28 protein-coding genes are annotated in these 23,270 nt (G+C 58.4%); 14 read left to right on the forward strand and 14 right to left on the reverse strand.

Annotation, left to right across the window (positions count from 1 at the left end):
• The first annotated feature begins 149 nt into the window (after positions 1–149).
• Both JZX87_RS01425 and JZX87_RS01430 read left to right on the forward strand, forming a co-directional pair.
• Positions 150–689, forward strand: a complete 540-nt coding sequence (locus JZX87_RS01425; RefSeq protein WP_148143379.1) for a TRAP transporter small permease subunit — start codon at positions 150–152, stop codon at positions 687–689.
• 19 nt (positions 690–708) lie between these two features.
• A complete protein-coding gene (locus JZX87_RS01430; RefSeq protein WP_148143377.1) occupies positions 709–2,193 on the forward strand; it encodes a TRAP transporter large permease in 1,485 nt (494 codons plus the stop codon).
• A gap of 103 nt (positions 2,194–2,296) precedes the next feature.
• Here the strand turns inward: JZX87_RS01430 and JZX87_RS01435 are convergent, their stop codons facing one another.
• Positions 2,297–3,403 (reverse strand): TRAP transporter substrate-binding protein, encoded by a 1,107-nt coding sequence (locus JZX87_RS01435; RefSeq protein ID WP_148143376.1) that lies wholly within the window; start codon positions 3,401–3,403, stop codon positions 2,297–2,299.
• A gap of 248 nt (positions 3,404–3,651) precedes the next feature.
• Entirely contained in the window at positions 3,652–3,792 is a 141-nt protein-coding gene (locus JZX87_RS01440; RefSeq protein WP_183685256.1) for a hypothetical protein, read from the reverse strand.
• Positions 3,793–4,023: 231 nt separating this feature from the next.
• On the opposite strand from JZX87_RS01440, the gene JZX87_RS01445 reads away from it, so the two are divergent.
• Positions 4,024–4,800 (forward strand): gamma-glutamyl-gamma-aminobutyrate hydrolase family protein, encoded by a 777-nt coding sequence (locus JZX87_RS01445; protein ID WP_206823874.1) that lies wholly within the window; start codon positions 4,024–4,026, stop codon positions 4,798–4,800.
• A gap of 5 nt (positions 4,801–4,805) precedes the next feature.
• On the opposite strand, the gene JZX87_RS01450 is transcribed toward JZX87_RS01445, so the two are convergent.
• Positions 4,806–5,843, reverse strand: a complete 1,038-nt coding sequence (locus JZX87_RS01450) for a LacI family DNA-binding transcriptional regulator (protein ID WP_148143374.1) — start codon at positions 5,841–5,843, stop codon at positions 4,806–4,808.
• A gap of 119 nt (positions 5,844–5,962) precedes the next feature.
• Positions 5,963–6,457, reverse strand: a complete 495-nt coding sequence (locus tag JZX87_RS01455; protein ID WP_206823132.1) for a MarR family winged helix-turn-helix transcriptional regulator — start codon at positions 6,455–6,457, stop codon at positions 5,963–5,965.
• A gap of 82 nt (positions 6,458–6,539) precedes the next feature.
• Between JZX87_RS01455 and JZX87_RS01460 the strand changes: the two genes are divergently transcribed.
• From JZX87_RS01460 to JZX87_RS01480, 5 genes are all read left to right on the forward strand, one after another.
• Complete coding sequence (locus JZX87_RS01460; RefSeq protein WP_183821053.1) at positions 6,540–7,331, forward strand: creatininase family protein; 792 nt, start codon at positions 6,540–6,542, stop codon at positions 7,329–7,331.
• Between the two features lie 58 nt (positions 7,332–7,389).
• Positions 7,390–7,647, forward strand: coding sequence for a type II toxin-antitoxin system Phd/YefM family antitoxin (locus tag JZX87_RS01465; RefSeq protein ID WP_183821052.1), 258 nt, complete (start codon positions 7,390–7,392; stop codon positions 7,645–7,647).
• Positions 7,644–8,042 carry a type II toxin-antitoxin system VapC family toxin gene (locus JZX87_RS01470; RefSeq protein WP_206823134.1) on the forward strand — a complete coding sequence of 133 codons (399 nt, stop codon included), beginning with the start codon at positions 7,644–7,646 and terminating at the stop codon, positions 8,040–8,042. The genes JZX87_RS01465 and JZX87_RS01470 overlap by 4 nt, the downstream gene beginning before the upstream one ends.
• Positions 8,043–8,165: 123 nt before the next feature.
• Positions 8,166–9,308, forward strand: a complete 1,143-nt coding sequence (locus tag JZX87_RS01475; protein ID WP_183821050.1) for a CobW family GTP-binding protein — start codon at positions 8,166–8,168, stop codon at positions 9,306–9,308.
• A gap of 97 nt (positions 9,309–9,405) precedes the next feature.
• Entirely contained in the window at positions 9,406–10,392 is a 987-nt protein-coding gene (locus JZX87_RS01480; RefSeq protein WP_183821049.1) for a WD40 repeat domain-containing protein, read from the forward strand.
• 274 nt (positions 10,393–10,666) lie between these two features.
• On the opposite strand, the gene JZX87_RS01485 is transcribed toward JZX87_RS01480, so the two are convergent.
• Positions 10,667–11,683: a serine hydrolase domain-containing protein gene (locus JZX87_RS01485; protein WP_206823138.1), complete on the reverse strand. Its 1,017-nt coding sequence runs from the start codon at positions 11,681–11,683 to the stop codon at positions 10,667–10,669.
• Between the two features lie 99 nt (positions 11,684–11,782).
• Positions 11,783–12,676, reverse strand: coding sequence for a LysR substrate-binding domain-containing protein (locus tag JZX87_RS01490; RefSeq protein ID WP_206823142.1), 894 nt, complete (start codon positions 12,674–12,676; stop codon positions 11,783–11,785).
• A 97-nt stretch (positions 12,677–12,773) separates the two neighbouring features.
• Here JZX87_RS01490 and JZX87_RS01495 point away from each other — a divergent pair, with 97 nt between their 5' ends.
• Together JZX87_RS01495 and JZX87_RS01500 are read left to right on the forward strand one after the other, a co-directional pair.
• Positions 12,774–13,514: an SDR family oxidoreductase gene (locus JZX87_RS01495; RefSeq protein ID WP_206823145.1), complete on the forward strand. Its 741-nt coding sequence runs from the start codon at positions 12,774–12,776 to the stop codon at positions 13,512–13,514.
• 25 nt (positions 13,515–13,539) lie between these two features.
• On the forward strand, positions 13,540–13,758 hold the full coding sequence (locus JZX87_RS01500) for a tautomerase family protein (RefSeq protein ID WP_206823147.1): 219 nt from the start codon (positions 13,540–13,542) through the stop codon (positions 13,756–13,758).
• A gap of 73 nt (positions 13,759–13,831) precedes the next feature.
• Here JZX87_RS01500 and JZX87_RS01505 read toward each other — a convergent pair whose 3' ends face one another.
• From JZX87_RS01505 to odc2, 3 genes are all read right to left on the reverse strand, one after another.
• Positions 13,832–14,491, reverse strand: coding sequence for an OmpW/AlkL family protein (locus tag JZX87_RS01505; protein WP_286194099.1), 660 nt, complete (start codon positions 14,489–14,491; stop codon positions 13,832–13,834).
• 296 nt (positions 14,492–14,787) lie between these two features.
• Positions 14,788–15,357, reverse strand: coding sequence for a GNAT family N-acetyltransferase (locus tag JZX87_RS01510; protein WP_206823152.1), 570 nt, complete (start codon positions 15,355–15,357; stop codon positions 14,788–14,790).
• Between the two features lie 110 nt (positions 15,358–15,467).
• A complete protein-coding gene (gene odc2 / locus JZX87_RS01515) occupies positions 15,468–16,601 on the reverse strand; it encodes an ornithine/lysine decarboxylase (RefSeq protein ID WP_206823155.1) in 1,134 nt (377 codons plus the stop codon).
• Positions 16,602–17,147: 546 nt separating this feature from the next.
• Between odc2 and JZX87_RS01520 the strand changes: the two genes are divergently transcribed.
• The 3 genes from JZX87_RS01520 (at position 17,148) to JZX87_RS01530 (ending at position 19,858) form a co-directional block, all read left to right on the forward strand.
• A complete protein-coding gene (locus JZX87_RS01520; protein WP_148143353.1) occupies positions 17,148–18,041 on the forward strand; it encodes a LysR family transcriptional regulator in 894 nt (297 codons plus the stop codon).
• A 111-nt stretch (positions 18,042–18,152) separates the two neighbouring features.
• Positions 18,153–18,797 carry a DUF1007 family protein gene (locus tag JZX87_RS01525; RefSeq protein ID WP_206823158.1) on the forward strand — a complete coding sequence of 215 codons (645 nt, stop codon included), beginning with the start codon at positions 18,153–18,155 and terminating at the stop codon, positions 18,795–18,797.
• Positions 18,791–19,858 (forward strand): nickel/cobalt transporter, encoded by a 1,068-nt coding sequence (locus JZX87_RS01530; protein WP_206823161.1) that lies wholly within the window; start codon positions 18,791–18,793, stop codon positions 19,856–19,858. Before JZX87_RS01525 ends, JZX87_RS01530 begins: the two co-directional genes overlap by 7 nt.
• Positions 19,859–19,860: 2 nt before the next feature.
• On the opposite strand, the gene JZX87_RS01535 is transcribed toward JZX87_RS01530, so the two are convergent.
• A complete protein-coding gene (locus tag JZX87_RS01535; RefSeq protein WP_148143347.1) occupies positions 19,861–20,061 on the reverse strand; it encodes a hypothetical protein in 201 nt (66 codons plus the stop codon).
• A 10-nt stretch (positions 20,062–20,071) separates the two neighbouring features.
• The gene (locus JZX87_RS01540; RefSeq protein ID WP_206823163.1) at positions 20,072–20,755 is read right to left on the reverse strand and encodes a GNAT family N-acetyltransferase; all 684 of its coding nucleotides are present in this window, start codon (positions 20,753–20,755) and stop codon (positions 20,072–20,074) included.
• Between the two features lie 196 nt (positions 20,756–20,951).
• On the opposite strand from JZX87_RS01540, the gene JZX87_RS01545 reads away from it, so the two are divergent.
• The gene (locus JZX87_RS01545) at positions 20,952–21,263 is read left to right on the forward strand and encodes a hypothetical protein (protein ID WP_206823166.1); all 312 of its coding nucleotides are present in this window, start codon (positions 20,952–20,954) and stop codon (positions 21,261–21,263) included.
• A 49-nt stretch (positions 21,264–21,312) separates the two neighbouring features.
• Here the strand turns inward: JZX87_RS01545 and JZX87_RS01550 are convergent, their stop codons facing one another.
• From JZX87_RS01550 to JZX87_RS01560, 3 genes are all read right to left on the reverse strand, one after another.
• Complete coding sequence (locus tag JZX87_RS01550) at positions 21,313–21,576, reverse strand: hypothetical protein (RefSeq protein ID WP_286194019.1); 264 nt, start codon at positions 21,574–21,576, stop codon at positions 21,313–21,315.
• Positions 21,577–21,664: 88 nt separating this feature from the next.
• Positions 21,665–22,402 carry a tellurite resistance TerB family protein gene (locus tag JZX87_RS01555; protein ID WP_148143340.1) on the reverse strand — a complete coding sequence of 246 codons (738 nt, stop codon included), beginning with the start codon at positions 22,400–22,402 and terminating at the stop codon, positions 21,665–21,667.
• 119 nt (positions 22,403–22,521) lie between these two features.
• Entirely contained in the window at positions 22,522–23,160 is a 639-nt protein-coding gene (locus JZX87_RS01560; protein ID WP_148143337.1) for a 2-dehydro-3-deoxy-phosphogluconate aldolase, read from the reverse strand.
• Between the last annotated feature and the right edge of the window lie 110 nt (positions 23,161–23,270).

Raw genomic sequence — 23,270 nt, forward strand, 5'->3', positions numbered from 1 at the left:
GGATCGACGCCGGAAGCATTTCGGAGCCGCCGCCTGGAGGGCCGCCGCCAATTCGAGTTAGTCGTTTCCGCTTTTCTTTCCTTAGACCTTCGTTTACATCGCCACCAAAGAACAGGCGGGATAAAAGGACCTGTTGGGAGTGGGAACGAATGAGACTGTTATTACGGTTTAGCGGCCTAATAGACCGCTTGAGCGAAGTGCTGGGAAAATTTTCCGGTTACCTCGTGCTGGCTTGCTGTTTGATCAGCGCGGGCAACGCCTTCATCCGTTACATGTTCAACTACAGCTCGAATGGCTGGCTTGAGATCCAGTGGTATCTCTTCGCCTTCATCGTGCTGATCGGCGCCTCGCATACGTTGCGCCTGAATGAACATGTACGCGTAGACCTTATCTATGGCGCCGTTTCGGATCGCACGCGACTGTGGATCGATACGCTCGGCTTGATCATCTTCCTCATTCCGGCCTGCCTCTATCTCGCATGGCTTTCCTGGCCGTTTTTTTCTCTCTCCTTCCAGCAGGGCGAGATGTCCTCCAACGCCGGCGGCCTTCTTCGCTGGCCTGTCAAGCTTGTGATTGTCGCAGGTTTCGTGCTGCTCGCGCTGCAGGGGTTCTCCGAATTGATCAAGCGGATCGCGGGGCTTACGGGCACCCTTGAGGTCGACACGACCTACGAAAAACCGCTTCAATAAGGCACCGGGGGATTAAGCCATGTTCGCATTCGGCATAATGCCGCCAGCCATGTTCCTGGGCATGATCATCTTCATGCTCTACGGTTTTCCGGTCGCCTTCTCTCTGTCGGCAGTCGGCCTGTTTTTCGGTCTGCTCGGCATTGCCACCGGCCACTTCGAATTCGCTTTCCTGCAGGCGCTGCCGTTGCGCATTTTCGGCATCGTCTCCAACGACCTGTTGCTTGCCATCCCGTTCTTCACCTTCATGGGGGCAATCCTCGAGCGTTGCGGCCTGGCGGAGGATCTGCTGGAGGGCACGGGCAAGCTGTTCGGCGCCATTCCGGGCGGCCTTGCCTATGCGGTGATCATCGTCGGCGCCATTCTCGGTGCAATTACCGGCACCGTCGCGGCATCGGTCATCACCATGGGCGTGATCTCGCTGCCGATCATGCTGAAATACGGGTATAATCCAAGGCTCGCGACCGGCGTTATTGCTGCGTCAGGTACGATTACCCAGGTCATCCCGCCGTCTCTCGTTCTCATCGTGCTTGCAGACCAGCTCGGCCGTTCGGTCGGCGACATGTATCTCGGCGCGATCGGGCCCTCGATCCTCCAGGTCCTGATCTTCCTCGGTTTCATCTTCGTCCTGTCGATCGTCCGCCCGAAGGATGTCCCGCCTCTCCCACCGGAGGCGCGCGGCGAGTTGAATGCAGCCCTCGTCATGCGTGTCCTCTGGGGCATGGTGCCGTCGGTCGTGCTGATCTTCCTCGTGCTCGGCACGCTGTTCCTCGGTCTTGCAACTCCGACGGAAGCCGGTGCTCTCGGCGTTGTCGGCGCCATGGTACTTGCCGCCCTGCATCGCCGCCTGACCTGGGATCTGATCAAGCAGGCCATGCATTCCACCATGACAATCACCTCCATGGTGGTCTTCATCCTGGTTGGCGCGACCTGCTTCAGCCTTGTGTTCCAGGGCATGGACGGCGGCCTGTGGATCGAGCATCTGCTCTCTCACATTCCAGGCGGCGCGCTCGGCTTCCTGATCTTCGTCAACATCTTCATCTTCTTCCTGGCGTTCTTCCTCGATTTCTTCGAAATCGCCTTCATCGTCCTGCCGCTTCTGGCGCCCGTCGCCCAGTCGCTCGGCATCGACCTGATCTGGTTCGGCGTCCTGCTCTGCGTCAACATGCAGACGAGCTTCATGCACCCGCCCTTCGGCTTTGCACTCTTCTACCTGCGCTCGATCGCGCCGAAGACCGTCAAGACCAAGGATATCTATCTAGGTGCGATCCCATGGCTCGGCATGCAGCTCATCCTCGTCGCCATCATCATCTTCTGGCCAGAATCCGTCACCTACTGGCTGGACAAGGCACCGGATGTGGATTTGAACACGATCAAGATCGAGGTTCCGGGCTTTGGCAATGACAGCGGCGGAAATGGCATGCCGAACTTCGGCCTGCCGCCCATGGACGGCGCGCCGGCCCAACCTGCTGCTCCCAATCTGTCCGAACCACCGAAATTCAACTAATATCAAAGGCCCGGCATCGAACCGGGCCTTTTCTTATCCGGAACGCAGAAACCCCGAAGCCTAGCTCCGGGGTTTCTTTATTCTCAAAATCAGAGGCCGATGATCAGAGCTTGCCGTTACGCTGCTGGATCATCATGAACGTGTCGAACGTGTATTCCGACAACTGCATCCACAAGTACCCCTCCTTCTTGAAGGCGACCTGATCCTCATAGACCTTCTTGAAGTCCGCATTCGTTGCCGAGATCTCTTTGTAGACTTCGAGCGCGGCGTTGTAGCACGCTTCAAGGATATCCTGGCTGAAGGGCCGCAGCGTCGTGCCTTGCGAGACGATCTGCTTGATCGCGGTCGGGTTTTTCTGGTCGTATTTCGCCATCATGTTGGTATTGGCAAACGCGCAGGCATCGGTCAGCGCCGCCTGATACTGCTTCGGCAGATTGTTCCATTTGTCGAGGTTGATGAAGGAGTGGATCGTCGGCCCGCCTTCCCAGAACGCCGGGTAATAATAGTATTTTGCAACCTTGAAGAAACCGAGCTTGTGGTCGTCGTAAGGCCCCACCCACTCGGCAGCATCGATCGTGCCTTTTTCGAGGGCCGGATAGATATCGCCGCCGGCGATCTGCTGCGGCACGGCCCCGAGTTTCTCGAGCACCTTGCCGGCAATCCCGGCAATACGCATCTTTACGCCCTTGAAGTCGTCGACGGTGTTGATTTCCTTGCGGAACCAGCCCCCCATCTGCGCCCCGGTATTACCGGCCGGCAGACCGTAAATGTTGTGCTTGGCATAGAACTCGTTCATCAGCGTGTTGCCGTTACCCTGGTAGAACCAGGAATTGGTCAATCGCGCATTCATGCCGAACGGAATTGCCGTACCGATCGCAAATGTCGGATCCTTGCCGACGAAATAGTAAGAGCAGGTGTGGCACATCTCGACCGTTCCGGACGTGACTGCGTCAGCCGCCTGCAAGCCGGGTACGATTTCGCCGGCGGCGAAAGGCTGGATGGTAAAGTTGCCATCCGTAGCCGCCGCGACATGCTTGGAAATGTCGTCCGCGCCGCCATAGATCGTATCGAGCGATTTTGGAAACGACGACGTGAGACGCCATGTAATCTTGGGATTGGCCTGAGCGATTGCAGGTGCAGCCAGAGATCCGGCGGCAAGCGCGCCCGCTCCGGTGACTGCAGCTTTCTTGAAGAACTGACGACGATCCATGAATATCCTCCCGATCACGATCGACTTCCGGCGCATCCTCCAATCCGCCGGACACCATCGATGAGGTAAACATGTTGCCTAAAGGCTTGCAAGCGAGGGGAAACGCAAACGAGGGGTTGAAGTGCCAATAACGAATTAGACTTTCGTCTGTAGTGTTCGAAACTCTAATTATAAATTGTTTTCAGCAGGATATGCCCATTATTTCGGCAGCCACAGATTTATTCAGGAAAGCTCCGTACTGGATACACTTACCCGTGGAGGAACTTCTCACTCTCTGCAGCGCGCTTGCTCCGCTGCACACGAATGAAATCGCGTGGAATGACGTAGGCACCGGCCAGCCACCAGAGAATGACAAGGCCAGCGACATAGGGCGAAAGAGCGGCAAACATGAGAGGTCTCCTTTTGATTGGACCACCTGTAACCTCCTCCCGAAGAGCAGATCGCTTCATGACATAGCGCAAGAAATGAGAAGATAATTTGGTCGGTGACGCCATAGATCCTTGCATCTATTTCTCGTCACACTGCGGCTGGTTTTGCCACCTCAATTCCTCTAGCAATTGGCGGCGTTCTCTGTTTCTCTGGCTTCGTCCCATCAATTCGGAACTACCATGGCCTCCCATCTGCCGAAATCCATCGTCGCCGTCCCGGCCGATATTCGTGACATCGAAGGTGCCATCTGGCACGCCGCCCCGAACCAGTATGTGTCGGCCGCGCTGAAAGTGGCCGACGTCATGTCCTTCATCGTGCCGGCTTTCGAAACAGGCAATGATGCCGATGCCATTCTCGACAGGGTCGATGGCGTGTTGATTTCCGGAGCCGTCAGCAACGTCCATCCTTCGCTTTACGGGAAAGAGGCAACCGAAGCCGACGGGCCGTTCGATCACGGCCGCGACGCGACCTCGCTGCCACTCATTCGCCGCGCCATTGAACGCGGCATTCCGCTTCTCGCTATCTGCCGGGGCATCCAGGAACTGAATGTTGCTCTCGGCGGAACGCTGGCAAGTGAAATCCAGGATCAGCCGGGCATCTGGGATCATCGCAAACCCGATGTTTCGGAACGCGACGGCATGTATGCCATCCGCCAGCCGGTTATTATCGCGGAAGGGTCCTGCATCGCCCGTTATCTCGGAACAGCAGGCGAAGTGCAGGTAAACTCGCTGCACCGCCAGGCAATTTCCGAAACGGCGCCGAGACTGCAGGTGGAAGCCCGCGCCGAGGACGGCACGGTCGAAGCCGTCTCTGTTATCGATGCGAAGAATTTTGCCGTCGGCGTGCAGTGGCACCCGGAATACTGGGCCGAGACGGACGCGCCGTCCCGCGCCCTCTTCGAAGCGTTCGGCGATGCCGTTCGCGCCTATGCTGCCCGCAAGGCAACGGCAGCAGGCGCAGCCGCATAATTCGCTTAGGCCTTGGCGAGATCGCGAAGCGGCTTGTAGGGCGATGTCGACTGACGGATGCGCATTTCCGGCTTGATAAGGTGCAGGCCATCCGGCTCGTGGCTTCCGGCCAGACGGTCAAGCAGCGCACGTGCCGCAAGCCGGCCGACATCCGCCTGCTGGTTGGAAACGGTGGTCAGAGACGGCGTCGAAATCGACGCCTGCTCCAGATCGTCATAACCGGTGACGGAAATATCCTGTCCGGGAATGAGCCCTGCACGGGCGATGCCGTTCATCAGTCCGATCGCCACGAGATCATTCCAGCAGACGGCCGCCGTCGGCTTTTGCGGCAGAGAGAGGAAATTCACAGCGGCCTCGAACCCGCCCTGCATGGTACGCGGACCCGGAATGCGCAGGCTTGGATCGACATCGATGTTGGCCTTGCGCAGCGCGTCGACATAACCCTGGTAACGGTCGCGACCGGTGGAGGTCTGGTCCGTACCGCCGATCATCGCGATCACCCGGTGACCAAGTCCGATCAGGTGATTTGTCGCAAGCGAGATGCCGTAGCTGTCGTCGCCACGATAGGTCGGCAGGTCGACGCCATCCATCGTACGGGCAACCAGAATGGCCGGCATGCCGTTCTGTTCCGCAAGCCTGATATCCTCGACCGGCGTGCCGATCGCCGGCGACATGATAACGCCGTCACCGCCGAGTTGCAGCAGCGTCTCGATAAAGGTGCGCTGCTTCTCGACCGAGTCGTAATGGTTGGAGAGAATGAATGTGTGGCTGCTACGGTCGAGTTCTGTCTCGATCGCCTTGAGGATTTCGCCGTAAAACGGGTTCATCACGTCATGCACGACAACGCCGATAATGCCGGAACGCGACGTTCTGAGGCTGGCAGCGCGACGATTGTAGATATAACCGAGTGCGCGTGCCTGCTCTTTGATCTTCTCGCGCGTATCAGCTGCGACGAGCGGGCTGTCCCTGAGTGCCAATGAGATTGTTGCAGTCGAAAGCCCAAGGCTGTCTGCAATCGTAGAAAGCTTTACCTTCTGCGCCATAACCCCTCCGGATTGCTTTTCTTGAAAGCCGGTTTCTGGCGCCGGCCTTGCAAACTAAAATTTTTAAATAAACAATTTAATTTGCAAGCACAATAGGCGGGGAATGAGCCGGAGGCCCGTCAGTCTTCGTCGGCTTCCGGCTGCAGGTTGTGTTCCACAGCCCTCAGCAGCTTCAAAAGCGTGCGCACCTCCTTTTCGGAAAAACCTCGCACGGCCATCGCGCCGCAATCGGCAACGGATTGCCCGATCGACTCAACGCTCTTCAGCCCATTTTCCGTAAGATGAACCTTGGTTAGCCGTCCGTCATGGCCATCAGCCCTGCGCTCGACGAAACCTTGCGCCTCCATGCGCCCGATCGTGCGGGTCATGGTCGGCGCTTTCACGCCGAGCCGCGCGGCCAGCTGACCGGGCGTCTGCCCGTCGTCTTCCGAGAGTGCGAGGATAACCCCGTCCTGGCCGGCATAAAGGCCGCTATCGGAAATGCTGCGGCTGAGCGCAGTACGAACCGAGCGGGCGGCCCGGGTGATCGCCGGTGCGAGATCAGCCGCCGAAAGAGCTGCAAGCTCCTTCTTCTTGCCGGATTTCGCTTTCTTCTCGCCCTTTTTCTTGCTCATCGGTCCTGCCCGCTTTGCTTGGTGAAGGTCGCCACTATAGTAATGCGCGCTATCCATAACGAAACCGGGAAACCACCGCCAGATGTCGCATCCCAAACCGCGCTTTTGTGACAATGATCAGACACTTGAGTCCACAGAAAGACGCGACTGGATCGCGGTATTGCCCCTGGGCGCCCACGAACAGCATGGTCCGCACCTGCCTTTCGACACCGATACGCTGATTGCGGAGGGTCTCGTGCAGCGACTCATCCCGGCGCTTCCGCCGACGCTCCCCATCACATTTCTCCCTACTGAACCCGTTGGCTATTCGGTCGAACATATGCATGTCGCCGGCACCCGGACCCTTGCCTTCGACGAAGCCGTCAACCGCTGGCTCGGCATTGCCGAAGAGATGAATAATCAAGGTATCAAAAAGTTCGTCATGCTGAACGCCCATGGCGGAAATTCGCCGCTGATGACGATCGTCGCCACCGAAGCCCGCATCAGGTTCGGCATGCTCGCAGTCGCCACCAGCTGGACCCGTTTCGGCCAGCCGCAGGGCTGGATCAGCCCACAGGACAAGTCAATCGACATACACGGCGGCGACATCGAGACCTCCGTCATGCTGGCGTTATGGCCGAATAGGGTAGATATGCCAAAAGCCCAACCCTTCACCTCCAGACAGTCCGAGTTCGCCCGCGATTTCACCCATCTACGCGCTTACGGACCACATGCTTTCGGCTGGAAAATGTCGGATCTCAACCCCATCGGCGTCGCCGGCAATGCGTCGGCTGCAACTGCAGAACGCGGCGAACAACTGGTCGCCCATGCGGTGAAGGGGATCATTGAGCTGCTGGAGGATGTGACACGGTTTGACGTCGGAGAATTATCTTGAGATTTTCCAAGCAACAGCCATACTAGACCATATACATGGACCATTATGGAAAGTATCGATGGAAATCTCCGTAAGCGATGCCAAAGCGAGTCTCACCGAACTTCTTCATCGAGCCGAGGCCGGTGAAGAAGTGGTATTGACGCGCCGCGGTCAAAAAGTGGCGCAGATCGTGCCATTGAAACCGCCCTCATCTCCAGAAGAACGCCGCGCCCTCATCGATGAAATCAGGGCAATGGCACCGAAAAAATCGTCTGACCGAACCTCAGCTGCACGAAGCCAGGATTTTCTTTATGGCGAGGACGGCCTTCCCGAATGATCGTTATAGATACGTCCGCTTTGATCACGATCGTAAATAACGAACCGGAAGCTCTTGCATGTCGGGAGGTTCTCGCAGATCAAACCCAAGTGCTCATCAACGCGGCAACCTTGACCGAAGCATTGATCGTAGCGCGAGGAAAAGACTGCTTATCAGGTCTGACGTCCCTTATCGATCGACTTCCTCTGACCGTAATAGAGCTCGACGACATCAGAGCAGAAAGGGCGGCCGTGGCCTATGCTCGATGGGGCAAAGGCTTCCATAAAGCTTCTCTCAATTTCGGCGACTGTTTTGCCTATGCCACCGCCAACGAGTTCGAATGTCCTCTCCTCTATATAGGAGATGACTTCGCCCGGACCGACATCACATCTGCTATATCTCGATCCGTTTCCTGACGTGATTTTATAACATCGAAACCCTTTGAACTCGCTCTGCCTTACCCTTATATGGAGCGGACGATTTCTGGCGCCCCGTGCCAATGCCATTCGGCGCAAGCCTTTAACCTTCGAGGTTTCCCTATGACCGACCAGACCACCGAAGCTCCAGCAGCAAAGCCCATTCCCGTTACCGTGCTGACCGGATATCTCGGCGCCGGCAAGACGACGCTTCTCAACCGCATTCTCTCCGAAAGCCACGGCAAGAAATACGCCGTCATCGTCAACGAATTCGGCGAGATCGGCATCGACAACGACCTGATCGTCGAGTCGGACGAAGAGATTTACGAGATGAACAATGGCTGCGTCTGCTGCACGGTGCGCGGCGACCTGATCCGCGTGGTCGAAGGACTGATGCGCCGTCCGGGCCGTTTCGACGGCATCATCGTCGAGACGACCGGTCTTGCCGATCCCGTCCCGGTCGCCCAGACCTTCTTCATGGATGACGACGTTCGCGCCAAGACCGAACTCGACGCCGTGGTCGCGCTGGTCGACGCCAAGCATCTGCCGCTGCGCCTGAAGGACAGCCGTGAGGCCGAAGACCAGATCGCTTTTGCCGACGTCGTTCTCATCAACAAGACCGATCTCGTCACGCCGGAAGAACTGGCGATCGTCGAGGATGTCGTGCGCGCCATCAATCCGACGGCTCGCATCTACAAGACCAGCCGCTCCGGCGTCGATCTCTCCCGCGTGCTTGATCAAGGCGCATTCAATCTGGAGCGCGCACTCGAAAACGACCCGCACTTCCTCGATCATGACCACGAGGATCACGTCTGCGGTCCGGACTGCGATCATGACCACCATCACCACGGCCATGATCACCACCATCATGATCATGATCATGACCACGATCATCATCACCATGATCACGGCCACCACCATGGCCATCATGATTCCATGTCGCCGATCCACGACATCACGGTGAAGTCGATCTCGCTGCGTGGCGGCGAAATGAACCCGGATCGCTTCTTCCCCTGGGTCCAGAAGATCACCCAGACGGAAGGCCCGAACATCCTGCGCCTGAAGGGCATCATCGCCTTTGCCGGTGATGATGAGCGTTATGTCATCCAGGGCGTTCACATGATCGTCGAGGGCGATCACCAGCGTCCGTGGAAAGATGGCGAGAAGCGCGAAAGCCGCCTCGTCTTCATCGGCCGCAATCTGGATTTCGCCAAGATCGAGCAGAGCTTCCTCGCCTGCCAGGCAACCGCCAAGACACCGGCCTGACATCGGCTGCAGATTTCAATATAGAAAAACGGGCGTCGGAAACGGCGCCCGAAAACCATATGGATAGTGAACCAATGTCTCGAATGATGGCCGCCTGATGCCGACAGTTGCACCGCTCGATATTGAAGGCCACGTCGTCTCCACGCATTTCCTGGGCGACATTCCCTTTTTTGCCACAGCTGCCGGCAGCATTCACCGCCTCGATGGCGGCGAAAAGGTCACCGAGGCGCATCAGGGGCTTCTGACCTGCATTCGCGATCCCTTCAGCGCCACCCTGCTTTCGGGCGGCGAAGACGGCAAGGTTGTGCGCATCGGCCATGATGGCGAAACGACCGTACTTGCAGAAGTGCCGCGCAAATGGATCAGCGTCATCGCTGGCGGTCCGCAGAATGCCGTTGCCTATGCCGTCGGCAAGACGAGCGTCGTGCGACAGGGCGATGGTTCGGTCAAGGAATTCACCGAGGAGCGAAGTGTCGAGGGCATTGCCTTCGCCAACAAGGGCCTCCGGATCGCCGCCGCCCGCTATAATGGCGTCTCGCTGCACTGGGTCGGCACCAACGCACCGGCAGCCGATCTGGACTGGAAAGGTGCCCATACCGGCGTCACCTTTTCGCCGGACGGCCGTTTCCTCGTCACCACGATGCAGGAAAACGCGCTGCATGGCTGGAAGCTCGACGGCAAGGCCGGCGAAAACCGCCACATGCGCATGACCGGTTATCCCGCCAAGGTGAAATCACTGTCCTGGTCGGTAAAGGGCAAGTGGCTCGCCTCCTCGGGTGCACCCGCCGCCATCGTCTGGCCCTTCTCATCGAAGGACGGCCCGATGGGCAAGGCCCCGATGGAACTCGGCACCCGCGCCAATATCATGGTCACCCAGGTCGCTTTCCACCCTGCGGAAGAAGTTCTCGCCATCGGCTTCATCGACGGCATGATCCTTGGTGTGAGGATCGCCGACGAGAAGGAAGCGCTGCTGCGACGCCCGGGCAAGGGCGCGATCACCGGCCTGAGCTGGAGCGCCAGCGGCAAGCTGCTCTCCTTCGCATCTGAAGCTGGCGACTGCGGTGTGATCGACATCAGCGCATAGCTCCTCGCAGGGCCAGAGTAACAGCAAAGAATGGGTGGGGGCTCCATACTTCCCCCACCCACCCCACGGGAAAGCGTCGGCCCACGCTAATGACGTGAGGCCGGTGTTGCTCCCGGAGAGGAATTCGAAAACCAACTGCAGCCAACTTACTCGCTCTGGTTGTGAATTCACTCTTAATATTAGGCGCCGATAATGCAATGGAATGCCCGCTGCATGATGAACAGGTAACCCTAATATTCCGGCTTTTATTCGATATTGATCTGTCGAATGGCGATCAGACAGGCGTGACGCGGATAATATCCGCCAGAAGATCATGCAACTGGTCACGATAACCATTACGCGCAGACGGGCCGCTTTCATTCGACGTCATCACTACCGTCATGGCGAGTGACGGGATGACATAGACCATCTGCCCGCCATAACCCCATCCGAACTTGACCTCTTCCCCGCCGATCTCTCGCATGAACCACCCATAGCCATAGGCATCGCCCGAGAAACGGGAATTGGTACGTGGCATCCATGACTGGTCGATCCAGCCTTGCGAAACGACCTGCCGCCCCTCCCCGGTCCTGCCGCCATTGCGGTAAAGCTCACCAAAAGCCATCAGCGAGCGGGCGGACATCGCCATCTGGTTTCCACCCAGATAGATGCCCTGCGGATCACGCTCCCAGGCACCGATCCTGAAACCATCGACAGGCTCCAGCCAGTCGCGCGCCAGCGCCAAGGTCGACTTGGACCCGACACGGGTAAGAATGGCCGAAAGGAGATGCGTTGAGGCGGTGGAATACAGCATTTCGCCGCCCGGCTCGCCATCGAACGGTTCCGACAGAGCAAAACGCACCCAGTTCGGGCTTGCCACCCAACGCCCGTAATTCGGCCCCGACATCCGCGACAGCCCCGCCTGCATCGAAAGCAGATTGCCGATCGTGACCTCGTGCAGGCGCGGGTCGGGATTGCGCGGCAGATCGGCTTTCAGGATCGGCGCGATCTTCTGCTCGGTCCCTTCCAGAAGCTTGCGGTCGATGGCGATACCGACAAGGCAGGAAATGATCGATTTCGACGCCGACTTGATATTGCTCGAAGCGGTAAGCGAACGCCCGTTGAAAGCTCGCTCGGCCAGCGGCTCTCCGCCCCGATAAACCAGAACCACCTTCAGCGGCTCGAGCTCGGCGGCTTGATCGAGAACAGTTTTCAGTGTCTCGGGCGGTTGCGGCACCGGCTGCTGCGCAAATGCGCGACCAGCGGCAAACAGAAACGGAGCGGACAGAAGTGCAGAACGGCGTGTGATCATGATCTGAGAGATAGGGTAATGCGATTGCTGCAATAAGGCGGAACCAGCAGCCTCACGCCGAAATGAATCTCTGTGAGCCTTTTCAGGCTTTGTGCTTCCTCAGATGTCGGCTTCCGCAAATATCTTCGCGACCCAATCGATGAACACCCGCACGCGCGGCGAGAGCTGGCGGTTCTGCGGATAAAGAGCGGAAAGCGGTGTGGGCGGCGGCGGAAAATCCGGCAGGACTTCAACCAGCGTGCCGTCCTCGACATGCCGCTGCAGGTGATAGCGCGGCGCCTGCATCAGGCCAAAACCTCGGCGGGCAAGGTCCATGACCGTATCAGAATTATTGGCGGTGACGCGCGCCGGCAGGGTCACATAGCGCACGGCCTCCCCCACCATGAATTCGAGCGGCATGATCTGCCCGGTGCGTGAAGAAATGAAGCCGACTGCCTGATGCCCATCCAGCTCGTCCGGCGTTTTCGGCATGCCACGGGCCTCGACATAGTCAGGGCTAGCGCAGGTCATCTCGCGGATCGAGCCGAGCCTGCGCATGATCAGCGAACTGTCGCTCACTTCGCCCGCCCGGATCACGCAATCGATGCCCTCGCGCACGAGATCGACGAACCGATCGCTCTGCCCGAACTGGATCTCCAGCAACGGATAGCGATCGAGAAACGACCTCAGATGCGGCAGAAGAAAGGTCTGGGTCAGCATCGGATGCCCATCCACCCGCAGAATGCCCTGCGGCTTCGCATCCCGAAAGATCGCCTCCGCCTCATCCACATCGGCAAGGATCGACAAGCAACGCTGATAAAATGCGCTACCATCCAGCGTCACCGCCACATGCCGCGTTGTCCGCTCGAGCAGTCGCGCGCCGACATCGGCCTCCAGCGCCTTGATCGCCTGAGTGGCGGTGGAGCGGGCGAGCCCCAGATCGGCGGCGGCCGCAAGAAAGCTGCCCCGTTCCACCACCCGCACGAAAAGCTGCATGCGCAATAATCTGTCCATGGTAATTGTTCATCACATACAAATTGTCATGTCAAACGGGCACCATTGTTCTCCCTGGAGATCAGCATATCTTCACGATCAGAAAAGGAGAATTACCATGACCGACAACACGAACCGCATAGCAATCATCACCGGCGCCTCCAAGGGGATCGGCAAGGCTCTGGCTCTGCGCCTCGCCAAGGATGGACTTGCCGTCGTCGTCAATTACGCATCGAGCCAGTCTGCAGCCGATGATGTCGTCCGCGAAATCGAAACAGCTGGCGGCAAGGCTATCGCCGTCAAGGCGGATGTCGGCACATCAGCTGGCGTCACAGCGCTCTTCGACGCGGCAGAGAAAAGTTTCGGCGGCGTCGATATCCTCGTCAACAATGCCGGCGTCATGAAGCTCTCTCCGCTGATGGAGACGGATGACGCCGAATTCGACCGGCACATCACCATTAACCTCACCGGCACATTCTACGGCATTCGCGAGGCCGGCAAGCGGCTGCGCGAGGGCGGCCGGATCATCAATTTCTCGTCCAGCGTCGTCGGCATGTATGGCCCAGGTTACGGCCCCTATGCCGCCAGCAAGGCAGGCGTCGAAGCCATGACCCATGTTGCCTCCAAGGAACTCGGCAAACGCGGCATCACCGTCAATGCCGTCGCTCCCGGCCCGGTGGAAACCGAATTGTTCATGACCGGCAAGTCGGAAGAGCTGGTCCAGAACATCATACGCAACATCCCGCTCGGTCGCCTTGGACAGCCTGACGATATCGCCTCTGTCGTCTCGTTCCTGGCAAGCACGGAAAGCGGCTGGGTCAACGGCCAGATCCTGCGCGCCAATGGCGGCATGATCTGAAAAACGAATAGGAAGGAAAACCCCGATGCCGTTCGTCAATATCAAGACCCCGGAAGGCGCACTGACCAAGGCCCAGAAGCGAGAGATCGTGCACCGTACGACCGATATGCTGGTCGAATACATGAGCGAGGCCGCCCGCCCCCACACGATGGTGCTGATCGAGGAAGTCAAGGATGGGGGCTATGGCCGTGCCGACGAGATTTTCGTCATTCCTGAAGCCTATCGCGCACCGGCCGGGACCTGAACACTCTCGACTGAAAATAAAAAAGCGGCGCGATAAAATCGCGCCGCACTAATACCCCCGCCCTTTTCTTCTATCAGAAGCGGTAGGTCACACCTGCACCGATCAGCCACGGATCGATCTTGGCTTTGCCCGAAAGCGGAACACCCAGCGGGCTGTTATCAACTTTCCAATCCGTTTCGAGGAAGATCTTCTTCACGTCGAAATTGATACCCCAATGCTCGTCGAGCATGTAGTCGAAACCAGCCTGCAGAGCCCAGCCGAAGTCATTCTTGACGTCGAGGTTCTTGAAGCCACCCTTGTCGGACTGATTGTAGAACATCGAGTAATTGATGCCCGCACCGACATACGGCTTGAACGCGCCGAAATCGGTAAAGTGATACTGCAGCGTCAGCGTCGGCGGCAGAAGCCAGGCCTTGCCCACATCCAGATCTGCAGCACCGGTCGTGTTGATCTTGGCATAGGTCGTGCCGAGGATCAGTTCTGCGGCAATGTTGTCGGTGAAGAAGTAGCTGATATCCAGTTCCGGAATGACTGTATCGCTATATTCCAGCCCGTAAGCGCTGCTCTGATCAACCGAACCGCTATCCCTGGTGATGACGCCAAGCGCGCGTACACGGATCTGCCACGGGCTCGGAGAGGAAATCACTTCTTCTGCAACGGGCGCGACCTGGGCGGGCGCCATGTCCGCGGCTGCGGCCCCGAATGCGAAAAAGCCCGCGCTGATCCCCACCATCCAACGCGCATAGTTCCTGCTGCTGATTGTCATAAAACCTCTCCTTCCAGCCTGCCTAAATCTTCTGGAAAAGGTCTAAAACTCGTGCAGTTGCAGACACTTGATCGAGATCAAGTGTACTCATCCACTAATCAAGGAGGCGGCGATTGTTGCCTAAATGACGCAGTGGCGATGCGCCGCTGATTTCCTCTAGCTCCACGAGATGCCGCAAAGGAAAAGCCCCGCCTCCGGAACTGGAGGCGGGGCTTCGGGATGATCGGAGCGGCCACGAGGCCTTTTTGCTGAACAATTCTATTTCAGGCCAGCTTGCGACCGCTCGCAACGATCATGCCCGCTGCACCTTCAAGCCAGCCTGCCTTCAGTTCCAGCGCCAGAAAACGGTCGCGCTGAAAAGGGCCTGGCATGACGAGATGCGCAGTCTTCTCGGCAAAAAAGCCGAATCTCTCATAATAGGGAGCGTCGCCGACCAGCAGGATGGCTCCATGGCCACGGTTATACGCCTCTGCAATGGCGGCACGCATCAGCGCCCCACCAATGCCTTTGCCTTCCTGATCCGCGGAGACCGCGAGCGGGCCGAGCAACAGCGCCTCGATCGGATTACCTTCCGGCGAAATGCCCGCCTCGATGTTCCACAGGCGAACCGTACCGATCAGGTGGCCGTCACCATCGCGGGCGACCAGCGCCAGACCTTCCGCCGGGAGGCGGTTGCGGCGGATCTTTTCAGACGACTTCTTGCGGCGTTCGGTGCCCATGGCGCGATCGAGCAATGTCTCGCGCGCGACGACATCGGCCGGAGTTTCCATGTCGATCGTGTAGGTTTGGCTCGGCGCAAAGAATGCGCGGACAGAATCAAGAACAGTGGCCATATCTGGGCCTCCCGCACTTAAAACCGTTTCAGACGGTATCGAGGTTTCGTTGTGGATTTGCGGCCCCCGGCTGGAGGTTCGGGAACCGCGAAACTGTCGGCAGAAGTGCCTTAGATAACGTATGCCTTGAGCGGCTCGAAACCGTTGAAGGCGACGGCCGAATAGGTCGTCGTGTAGGCGCCGGTGCCTTCGATCAGAACATCGTCGCCGATCGAAAGAGAGATCGGCAGCGGATACATGTTCTTTTCGTACATGACGTCAGCCGAATCGCAGGTCGGTCCGGCAAGCACGCAAGGCTCCATCTCGTCGCCGTCACGCTCGGTGCGGATCGGGTAACGGATAGCCTCGTCCATGGTTTCAGCGAGACCGCCGAACTTGCCGATGTCGAGGAAGACCCAGCGGTGGTTGTCATTGTCCGACTTGCGCGAAACGAGCACGACTTCCGCCTTGATGACGCCTGCATTGCCGACCATGCCGCGACCCGGCTCGATGATCGTCTTCGGCAGGTTGTTGCCGAAGTGCTTGCGCAGCGAGTTGGAGATCGCCTGGCCGTATTCCTCGGCCTTCGGGATGTCGCGCAGGTACTTGGTCGGGAAGCCGCCGCCCATGTTGACCATCTGCAGGACGATGCCCTGCTTGGCCAGCGATGCGAAGACGCGCTTGGCATCGGCAAGAGCCGAATCCCAGGCATCGACCTTGGTCATCTGCGAGCCGACATGGAAGGACACGCCGTAGCTTTCAAGACCCATCTGGTGAGCGTAGACGAGAACATCGACGGCCATCTGCGGCACGCAGCCGAACTTGCGCGACAGCGGCCATTCGGCGCCTTCGCCATCGGTAAGAACGCGGCAGAATACTTTGGCACCCGGCGCAGCGCGGGAAATCTTTTCGACTTCCTCATGGCTGTCGACAGCGAAGAGACCGACGCCGAGTGCGTGTGCACGGGCGATATCGCGTTCCTTCTTGATCGTGTTGCCGAAGGAGATGCGGTCGGCAGTTGCACCGGCGTCGAGAGCCATCTGGATTTCGGCGACGGAAGCGCAATCGAAGCTCGAGCCGAGAGAGGCGAGCAGCTTGAGGATTGCCGGTTCCGGGTTTGCCTTGACCGCGTAATAAATGGAACTGTCCGGCAGGGCATGACGGAACGCATGGAAATTGTCGCGAACGACATCGAGATCGACAACGAGGCACGGACCTTCCGGACGTCGGGTCTTGATGAAGTCGAGGATGCGAGCAGTGGTCATGGGTCAGTCCCTTCGAAATCTCAAAGCTCCGGCTACGAACCGGAGGACAAAGGACGGATAAGAATGCGCTCGGCGCCAGTAGTTGGAGACACTGGTACCGTGAGCACGCTTTACCGCGCGATATGTAGACCAACGCCCTGCCACGAGCTTTGATCCGGCTTTGTCTGCCTTGGATTGGAGGGTTGTCCCTACCGCACTTCCGGCAATGATGGTGTGCCTCTTCAGAATTGCAAGCTGATGGAAAGCCTGCAGAGACTAGAAAGGCCCGCACCGTCGTTGCTTCAGATGTCCTCGCATTTTCCGGTTGGCCGGAATAGCGACTGGAGGGGTTAGTTCCAGGTACCTTACCGATGACCTCACCTTAGAGATAGATCTCAATTCGAGGGTCGGCGGACACCCATGGGCACGTGCGACTTTGGGCAAAGCGGGAAATAAGAATATTCGCAGTCATAATCAAGAGATTTTTTACGCTCGACCATATTTTTACATTGGTCCATAAACATCGAACGAAGCAGCCGCTTTCGTTCAATATTCAGGAGACATCCCTTGGACACCCTCACCCGCATGCGCGCCTTCATCGATGTGGTCGAAGCCGAGGGTTTTTCCGCCGCCGCGCGCCGTACCGGCCGCTCCAAGGCGCTTCTTTCCAAATATGTCCGCGAGTTGGAGGATGATCTCGGCGCGCTGCTTTTGAACCGCACGACGCGTCAGTTTTCCCTCACCGAAGCCGGCCACACCTATTACCGCAGTGCCTCGGATATCCTGAAGGAGATCGACAACCTTGCCGACCTGGTGCGCGAAGGCAATGCGGACCTGAAAGGCCGCTTGCGCGTTTCCGTGCCGCGCACTTTTATCGATGCCGATGTCGGCCAGTCGCTGATCGATTTTGCCAAGGCTCATCCCGATGTTCAGCTGGAAATCGTCGCTGACGACCGGTTCGTCGATCTGATCGAGGAAAATTTCGATCTGGCCATCCGCATCACCCGTCTGGAAGATTCCGGCATGATCGCAAAAAAGCTCAATGATTTCCGTGTACATGCCGTCGCGACCGCCGATATCGTCGCGCAATACGGTCCGCTGGAACATCCGCAGCAATTGAGCAATGTCCCCTTTATCATCGATACCAACACGCGCGGGCACAACAATATCCGTTTCGTCGAAAAGGACGGCTCGACTTTATCCGTCGGCGTGTCAGGCCCGATCGAGGTCAACAGCCCGCAGGCGACATTGCGGGCCGCTCGCGCGGGGCTCGGCGTCGCGATCATCCCGGATTTCATCGCCAACGCCTATATCCAGTCCGGCGAGCTCGTCACGCTTTTCGATGACTACATCATCAAGGATCGCGGCATCTACGCCGTTTATCCGCATCGCCGCTATCTGCCGGCCAAGGTCAGAAGCTTCGTCGATTACCTCGCCAACTGGTTCCGCCAGGCGCGATGACGCAGTAGATGTCACAGTAATTGTGTAACATGTGAGTCGAAATTCCGTCCCATTTCAACGGCACAGCAGGCTGACCAGATGACACGGGACGAATATAGGGCGCCGGACCGAATGAAAAAAAGACTTGCGATCATCACTGCCCTTGCAGCCTGCACGCTGCCTTATGCCGCCTCGGCCCACCCCCACATTTTTGTCGAATCGCGGCTGGAAGTAATGGGCGGGCCGGATGGCATGGTGCAGGAGCTGCGCAATGTCTGGCGTTTCGACGAGGTCTTCTCGTCCAGCGTGTTGCTGGATTTCGACAAGAACACCGATCTGAAACTGGACGAAAGCGAGCTGGCGGAACTCGGCGAGACGATGCGCACTTCGCTTGGCGACTACCACTACTTCACCACTTTGACGGTGAATGGCGCGACTGTCGGCGTGCAAAAACCGGACGTGATCCACGTCACCTTCAAGGATGGGCAGATCCTCGTCTTCTTCTCGGTCAAACCGGACAAGCCGATGCCGCTCAAGGGCAGGCTGACCTTCGGTATCTACGACCCGACCATGTATACCGCGATCGACTTTCCGACCGACAAGGACCTGGTGGCCGAAGGCCCCGCCTTCGCCAAATGCCAGCACAAAGTCATCCGTCCGGATCCCGACGAGGTCCTCTCCCAAAACAGCGCCTCGCTGACCGACGCATTCTTCAACGATCCGACCGGAACCGACATGTCGAAAATGTTTGCGACCCGTCTGGAGCTGACATGCTGAAATCTCCAAGGCTCGGTGTAGCGGCAGCCTTTGCCGCTGCGGCCTTTGCCAGCCTCTATCTCGCCAGCGCCGTTCACGCCCAGTCGCCCCTGGGGGTCGGTTCGGCGGAACCTTCATTCTCTGTCGGCGGGCCGTTCGCACCCTATCTCAGCTGGATCAATTACTACCAGCAATCCTTTTATCGCGCCCTGACCGGCTCGCTGAAAGCGATGCGGGAAGACCCTTCCGCCTTGGCAGGCCTGATCGGCCTATCCTTCGCCTATGGCGTCTTCCACGCCGCCGGCCCCGGTCACGGCAAGGCGGTCATTTCCTCCTACATGATCGCCAATGAAGTGGAACTGCGCCGCGGCGTTGCCATCTCGTTTATCTCGGCGCTTCTCCAGGGGATGGTCGCGATCCTCGTCGTTGGCGCCGCCTTCGTCGTCCTGCGCGGCTCGGGCATCACCATGACAAAGGCGACATGGGCGATGGAAGTCGCAAGCTTCGCCATGGTCGCCCTCTTCGGCGCCTGGCTGTTGGTGAAAAAGCTTCGCGCGCTGAAACTACGGGTCGTGCGTGTCCCGGACGCCGCCCCCGCAACCGGCACACTGTTCGATGGACCCGCCGCAAGCCGCAGCTCTACCGGCCTGAATTTCAAGGCGGTCGAAGTCGACGACCATGACTATGAAGGCGACGGCGACTATTGCGAGGCCTGCGGTGTCAGCCACATGCCCGATCCGAAAATGCTGGACGGCAAGGATTTCAGTCTCAAGGAAGCCTGGTCGGCGATCATCGCAGTCGGCCTGCGCCCCTGCTCCGGCGCCATTCTCGTCATGAGCTTTTCGCTGCTGAACGGCCTTTATCTCGGCGGCATCCTGTCGGTGCTGGCAATGTCGCTCGGCACGGCGATCACCGTTACGATCCTCGCCTCACTCGCGGTCGGCGCCAAGGATATAGCTCTCAAGGTTGCTGGACCCGGTTCAAAAACAGGCCGCCGCGTCGGCCATGCGATCGAGATCGGCGGCGCGCTTTTCGTTCTGCTGGTGGGACTCTCGCTGCTAGGCGCGTCGCTACAGGCGTAACGTCAACGCCGACGCTGATACCGCGCCCTCAGCCAGAAAATCCAGAAGAAACCGAGCAGCAGGATCGCGCCGACGATAAAGGCAAGCGCCGGCGAATACTGGCCGATCCAAAGCACCAGAGACGGCAGGAAATAGATGACCACCACGGCGCCGATCATGATCAGCGCCGCGGCAATCATCTGCGATCTCGTCTCCGGCTTCATGCTCATACCCTCAAGCGCTGGCGATTTCGGCGCGGATATCCTCCAGCCGCCGCTTCTGGCTACCGTCGGCATCAAAATTCTCCGGCGCAAGCCAGGCTTCGAATGCCGCCTTGATGAGAGGCCACTCGCTGTCGATCATCGAGAACCATGCCGTATCGCGGTTGGCACCGCGGGAAATCACATGCTGACGGAACACGCCTTCGAAGGTGAAGCCATAACGGATCGCCGTTCTTTTGCTCGGCTCATTTTCGTTATGGCACTTCCATTCGTAACGGCGGTAGCCGAGATCCTCGAACACATGTTTTGCCATAAGGTAATGCAGTTCGGTCGCCATCGGCGAACGCTTCATCGCTTCGCCATGCGCCACCGAACCGACTTCAACGACACCATTTTTGGGATCGGGCCGCATGTAACTTGCCATCCCGACGATCTTGCCGGTCGCATTTTCCCGCGCCACAAGCGTGATGAAATTGAGATTGGCTTGCGCACCCTCAACCCATGCGCCGAACTCGCCCGCCGTGGCGTAATCCTCGTTAGGGAAATACCGGATCAGATCGTTGATCCCCTCGCCGCCCAGAGCTTCCCAGAGCGCCTGCAGATGCGTGTCGCGATCATAGGGTTCGAGCGTGACGAACCGGCCAGTCAAGGTAACGGGCTTGGGAGCTGCAACTTTATAGGTTTTCAGATCTTGCATCGGAATGGCCTTGTTTCGCTACCCGACGATTAAGTCAGGGATCTCCCAAAGGCAATGCCACACCTGCCACTGGGCGTGGAGCCGGAGGGCGAGTGCCTCGTCCCCAATTTATCATCAATCAATATTTGGCTCGGCAGATATATTGTTGTTGGTCAAGGATGGATTTAAATTCGGCTGAGATTTTGGGGTGCAAAAGATGCCCGTAAACCTGCCGCAAAAATCTCCGACAGACCCTCGCCTGCTGACATTGCTGGGCCATGTCGCCGAAAGCTCGGGACGCCTCTGTCTTTCCGAAGATGAATACGAATTTCTGGGGGCGGAAACGTTCTTTCAGGATGCGGCGCGCAACAAGCTCATAACCATCGATCATGGCGGAGAATGGTCGACGGGAGCGGTAATCTCAATCACCCGCGAAGGCCGCCTTATGATCGGCTCACCCGAACCCGAAAGCATCTGGAAAAAGCTTGAAGGCCTTTTCCGCCGCCGCATCGGCGGGGCAGACGGCTGACCGGCAAGGGAGCCGGTCTGAACCGGCCCCCCGTTCCTGTCAATCCAGGTTATCCGGATATCAGATCCCCTTCGCGCCACTGGTCTGCCTTCCAGTTTCTGATCCGCATGCGACGAGCGACAAAGCCGCACAGCAAGGGAGTGATCACGAAGCTCGCTACGATCACCACGGGGATCAGATATTTCGCCTGATCGGCAAAGCTCGGCACCGAAAGAACGGTGATGACGCCGGCGCCGAAGAGCACGGCGTTGATCATCAGCGCGCACATCACTTTCAGCCAGATATCGGTCGGAATTTTCTCGGTTTCCATCATCGTCTTTCTCCTTTCAATGCCGACAAAAGCACCTGGAGCCAGAATTGTTCCGACAAAACACAACCGATACGCGTATTCCGTGTCTTCTTTAAACTGCCGGAGACGCAACCTTGGCCGACGAAACCGTGGCGTCGATATGGTCGATCAAGGCGTCGGGCAGATTGAGACGGCCGGCAAGCATATCGAGATAACCGCGCTCCGCCCTCGTATCCGGATCGATCGTCAGCCTTGTTGCGGTATAGAGTTCGACCTTCTGCTCCTCGGTACGTGCAGCAGCCACCAGATCGTCGATATCGACCGGATTGGCGAGTTCCTCGGCAATGAAGGCTTCGGCTTCCGCCCCGAGATCGACAGCATGGATCTTTTCCATGATATTGGCGCGCTCGGCTTGGTCGATATGGCCGTCAGCCTTGGCGGCAGCGATCATCGCCCGGACGAGTGTCAACGCGAAATCATTGGAAAGCTGTGGCGACTGGAGGCTGAAGGGGGAATCCGGCGGCGGCAGCGCAATCGGCTCGGCTGCACTCGGCTGCGGCTGCGGCGCGGTCTGCGGCGATTGCCCGGACTTGTAATTCTTGTAGGCGAGATAACCGAGGCCCGCGACAGCGGCGATGCCGCCGATCGTCACCGCGTTGCCGGCAAGCTTGCGGCCTGTCTTGGTGCCGAGAATGGCGGCAGCGATACCGGCCGTCTTCAGAGGATTATTCTTGGCGATGTCCGTCACCTGCCCGGCCCATCCCGAGGCGGATCCGGATTTGCCGCTTCCCGAGCGCCCGGGAACCTGTGACCCGAGGAACTGGTCGAGAAGCTTTTTCGCGTCGAACATCGATATCTCCTATCGGTTGAATTTCGAGTGGGAGATAAGAACGAAAACGCGGGAAAACAATTTTCCCGCGTCATCGATAACGAAATTGTCAGAATACTCCGGGAAAAATCCCGGTGATCTCAACCCTTCAGTGCGAAGGCTTCCGATGCGAGCTTGGTGATGCCGGCCCAGTCGCCTGCAGCAACCAGTTCCTTCGGAGCAACCCAGGAGCCACCGACGCAAACGACGTTCGGCAGCGACAGGTAATCCTTGGCATTCTTCAGCGAGATACCACCGGTCGGGCAGAAGAACGTACCTGCAAGCGGCGAGGACCAGGCCTTCAGCATGGCGGCGCCACCAGCCTGCTCGGCCGGAAAGAACTTCATCACGTCATAACCGGCTTCGCGCAGTGTCATGACTTCGCTCGGCGTTGCCGTGCCCGGCAGAAGCGGAACGGCAGAATCCTTGGCGGCGGCAAGAACGCTCGGTGCGACGCCCGGCGAGACGATGAAGGTGGAGCCGGCCTTGACGGCGGCTTCGTAATCCTTCGAGTTCAAAATGGTGCCGGCACCGACATTGGCGCCTTCGACTTCGGCAGCAACCGCCTTGATGGCATCGAGTGCCGCCGGCGTGCGCAAGGTGATTTCGATGGCTCGCAGGCCGCCGGCAACAAGTGCCTTGGCTAGATCAACTGCCGACTTGGCGTCATCGACGATCAGCACCGGAACGACCGGCTGCAATTTGAGGATGGAAAGGACTTTCTCGGTTTTGCTAGCCATGCACGTTCTCCCTGAAACGATTGAAAATATGGCCCGGAAATAAACGTCGGCACGGTCATTGTCGAGAAAAAACCGGGCGGTGCGACAGAACGCATTTTCCAATCGTCATG

The organism is Agrobacterium sp. Ap1, from assembly GCF_017313375.1.
In the GTDB taxonomy this organism is placed as follows: Bacteria; Pseudomonadota; Alphaproteobacteria; order Rhizobiales; family Rhizobiaceae; genus Neorhizobium; species Neorhizobium cellulosilyticum.

What these genes read in the sequence shown, in the direction of transcription:
- JZX87_RS01475 (WP_183821050.1), top strand. Translation starts at nt 8,166, where the DNA reads ATGACCGACCAGACCACCGAAGCTCCAGCAGCAAAGCCCATTCCCGTT.
- JZX87_RS01530 (WP_206823161.1), top strand. Translation starts at nt 18,791, where the DNA reads ATGCTGAAATCTCCAAGGCTCGGTGTAGCGGCAGCCTTTGCCGCTGCG.
- JZX87_RS01440 (WP_183685256.1), bottom strand. Translation starts at nt 3,792, where the DNA reads ATGTTTGCCGCTCTTTCGCCCTATGTCGCTGGCCTTGTCATTCTCTGG.
- JZX87_RS01560 (WP_148143337.1), bottom strand. Translation starts at nt 23,160, where the DNA reads ATGGCTAGCAAAACCGAGAAAGTCCTTTCCATCCTCAAATTGCAGCCG.
- JZX87_RS01460 (WP_183821053.1), top strand. Translation starts at nt 6,540, where the DNA reads ATGTCGCATCCCAAACCGCGCTTTTGTGACAATGATCAGACACTTGAG.
- JZX87_RS01455 (WP_206823132.1), bottom strand. Translation starts at nt 6,457, where the DNA reads ATGAGCAAGAAAAAGGGCGAGAAGAAAGCGAAATCCGGCAAGAAGAAG.
- JZX87_RS01425 (WP_148143379.1), top strand. Translation starts at nt 150, where the DNA reads ATGAGACTGTTATTACGGTTTAGCGGCCTAATAGACCGCTTGAGCGAA.
- JZX87_RS01545 (WP_206823166.1), top strand. Translation starts at nt 20,952, where the DNA reads ATGCCCGTAAACCTGCCGCAAAAATCTCCGACAGACCCTCGCCTGCTG.
- JZX87_RS01495 (WP_206823145.1), top strand. Translation starts at nt 12,774, where the DNA reads ATGACCGACAACACGAACCGCATAGCAATCATCACCGGCGCCTCCAAG.
- JZX87_RS01430 (WP_148143377.1), top strand. Translation starts at nt 709, where the DNA reads ATGTTCGCATTCGGCATAATGCCGCCAGCCATGTTCCTGGGCATGATC.
- JZX87_RS01525 (WP_206823158.1), top strand. Translation starts at nt 18,153, where the DNA reads ATGAAAAAAAGACTTGCGATCATCACTGCCCTTGCAGCCTGCACGCTG.
- JZX87_RS01435 (WP_148143376.1), bottom strand. Translation starts at nt 3,403, where the DNA reads ATGGATCGTCGTCAGTTCTTCAAGAAAGCTGCAGTCACCGGAGCGGGC.
- JZX87_RS01500 (WP_206823147.1), top strand. Translation starts at nt 13,540, where the DNA reads ATGCCGTTCGTCAATATCAAGACCCCGGAAGGCGCACTGACCAAGGCC.
- JZX87_RS01540 (WP_206823163.1), bottom strand. Translation starts at nt 20,755, where the DNA reads ATGCAAGATCTGAAAACCTATAAAGTTGCAGCTCCCAAGCCCGTTACC.
- JZX87_RS01450 (WP_148143374.1), bottom strand. Translation starts at nt 5,843, where the DNA reads ATGGCGCAGAAGGTAAAGCTTTCTACGATTGCAGACAGCCTTGGGCTT.
- JZX87_RS01485 (WP_206823138.1), bottom strand. Translation starts at nt 11,683, where the DNA reads ATGATCACACGCCGTTCTGCACTTCTGTCCGCTCCGTTTCTGTTTGCC.
- JZX87_RS01505 (WP_286194099.1), bottom strand. Translation starts at nt 14,491, where the DNA reads ATGGTGGGGATCAGCGCGGGCTTTTTCGCATTCGGGGCCGCAGCCGCG.
- JZX87_RS01480 (WP_183821049.1), top strand. Translation starts at nt 9,406, where the DNA reads ATGCCGACAGTTGCACCGCTCGATATTGAAGGCCACGTCGTCTCCACG.
- JZX87_RS01550 (WP_286194019.1), bottom strand. Translation starts at nt 21,576, where the DNA reads ATGATGGAAACCGAGAAAATTCCGACCGATATCTGGCTGAAAGTGATG.
- JZX87_RS01465 (WP_183821052.1), top strand. Translation starts at nt 7,390, where the DNA reads ATGGAAATCTCCGTAAGCGATGCCAAAGCGAGTCTCACCGAACTTCTT.
- JZX87_RS01555 (WP_148143340.1), bottom strand. Translation starts at nt 22,402, where the DNA reads ATGTTCGACGCGAAAAAGCTTCTCGACCAGTTCCTCGGGTCACAGGTT.
- JZX87_RS01490 (WP_206823142.1), bottom strand. Translation starts at nt 12,676, where the DNA reads ATGGACAGATTATTGCGCATGCAGCTTTTCGTGCGGGTGGTGGAACGG.
- odc2 (WP_206823155.1), bottom strand. Translation starts at nt 16,601, where the DNA reads ATGACCACTGCTCGCATCCTCGACTTCATCAAGACCCGACGTCCGGAA.
- JZX87_RS01470 (WP_206823134.1), top strand. Translation starts at nt 7,644, where the DNA reads ATGATCGTTATAGATACGTCCGCTTTGATCACGATCGTAAATAACGAA.
- JZX87_RS01535 (WP_148143347.1), bottom strand. Translation starts at nt 20,061, where the DNA reads ATGAAGCCGGAGACGAGATCGCAGATGATTGCCGCGGCGCTGATCATG.
- JZX87_RS01510 (WP_206823152.1), bottom strand. Translation starts at nt 15,357, where the DNA reads ATGGCCACTGTTCTTGATTCTGTCCGCGCATTCTTTGCGCCGAGCCAA.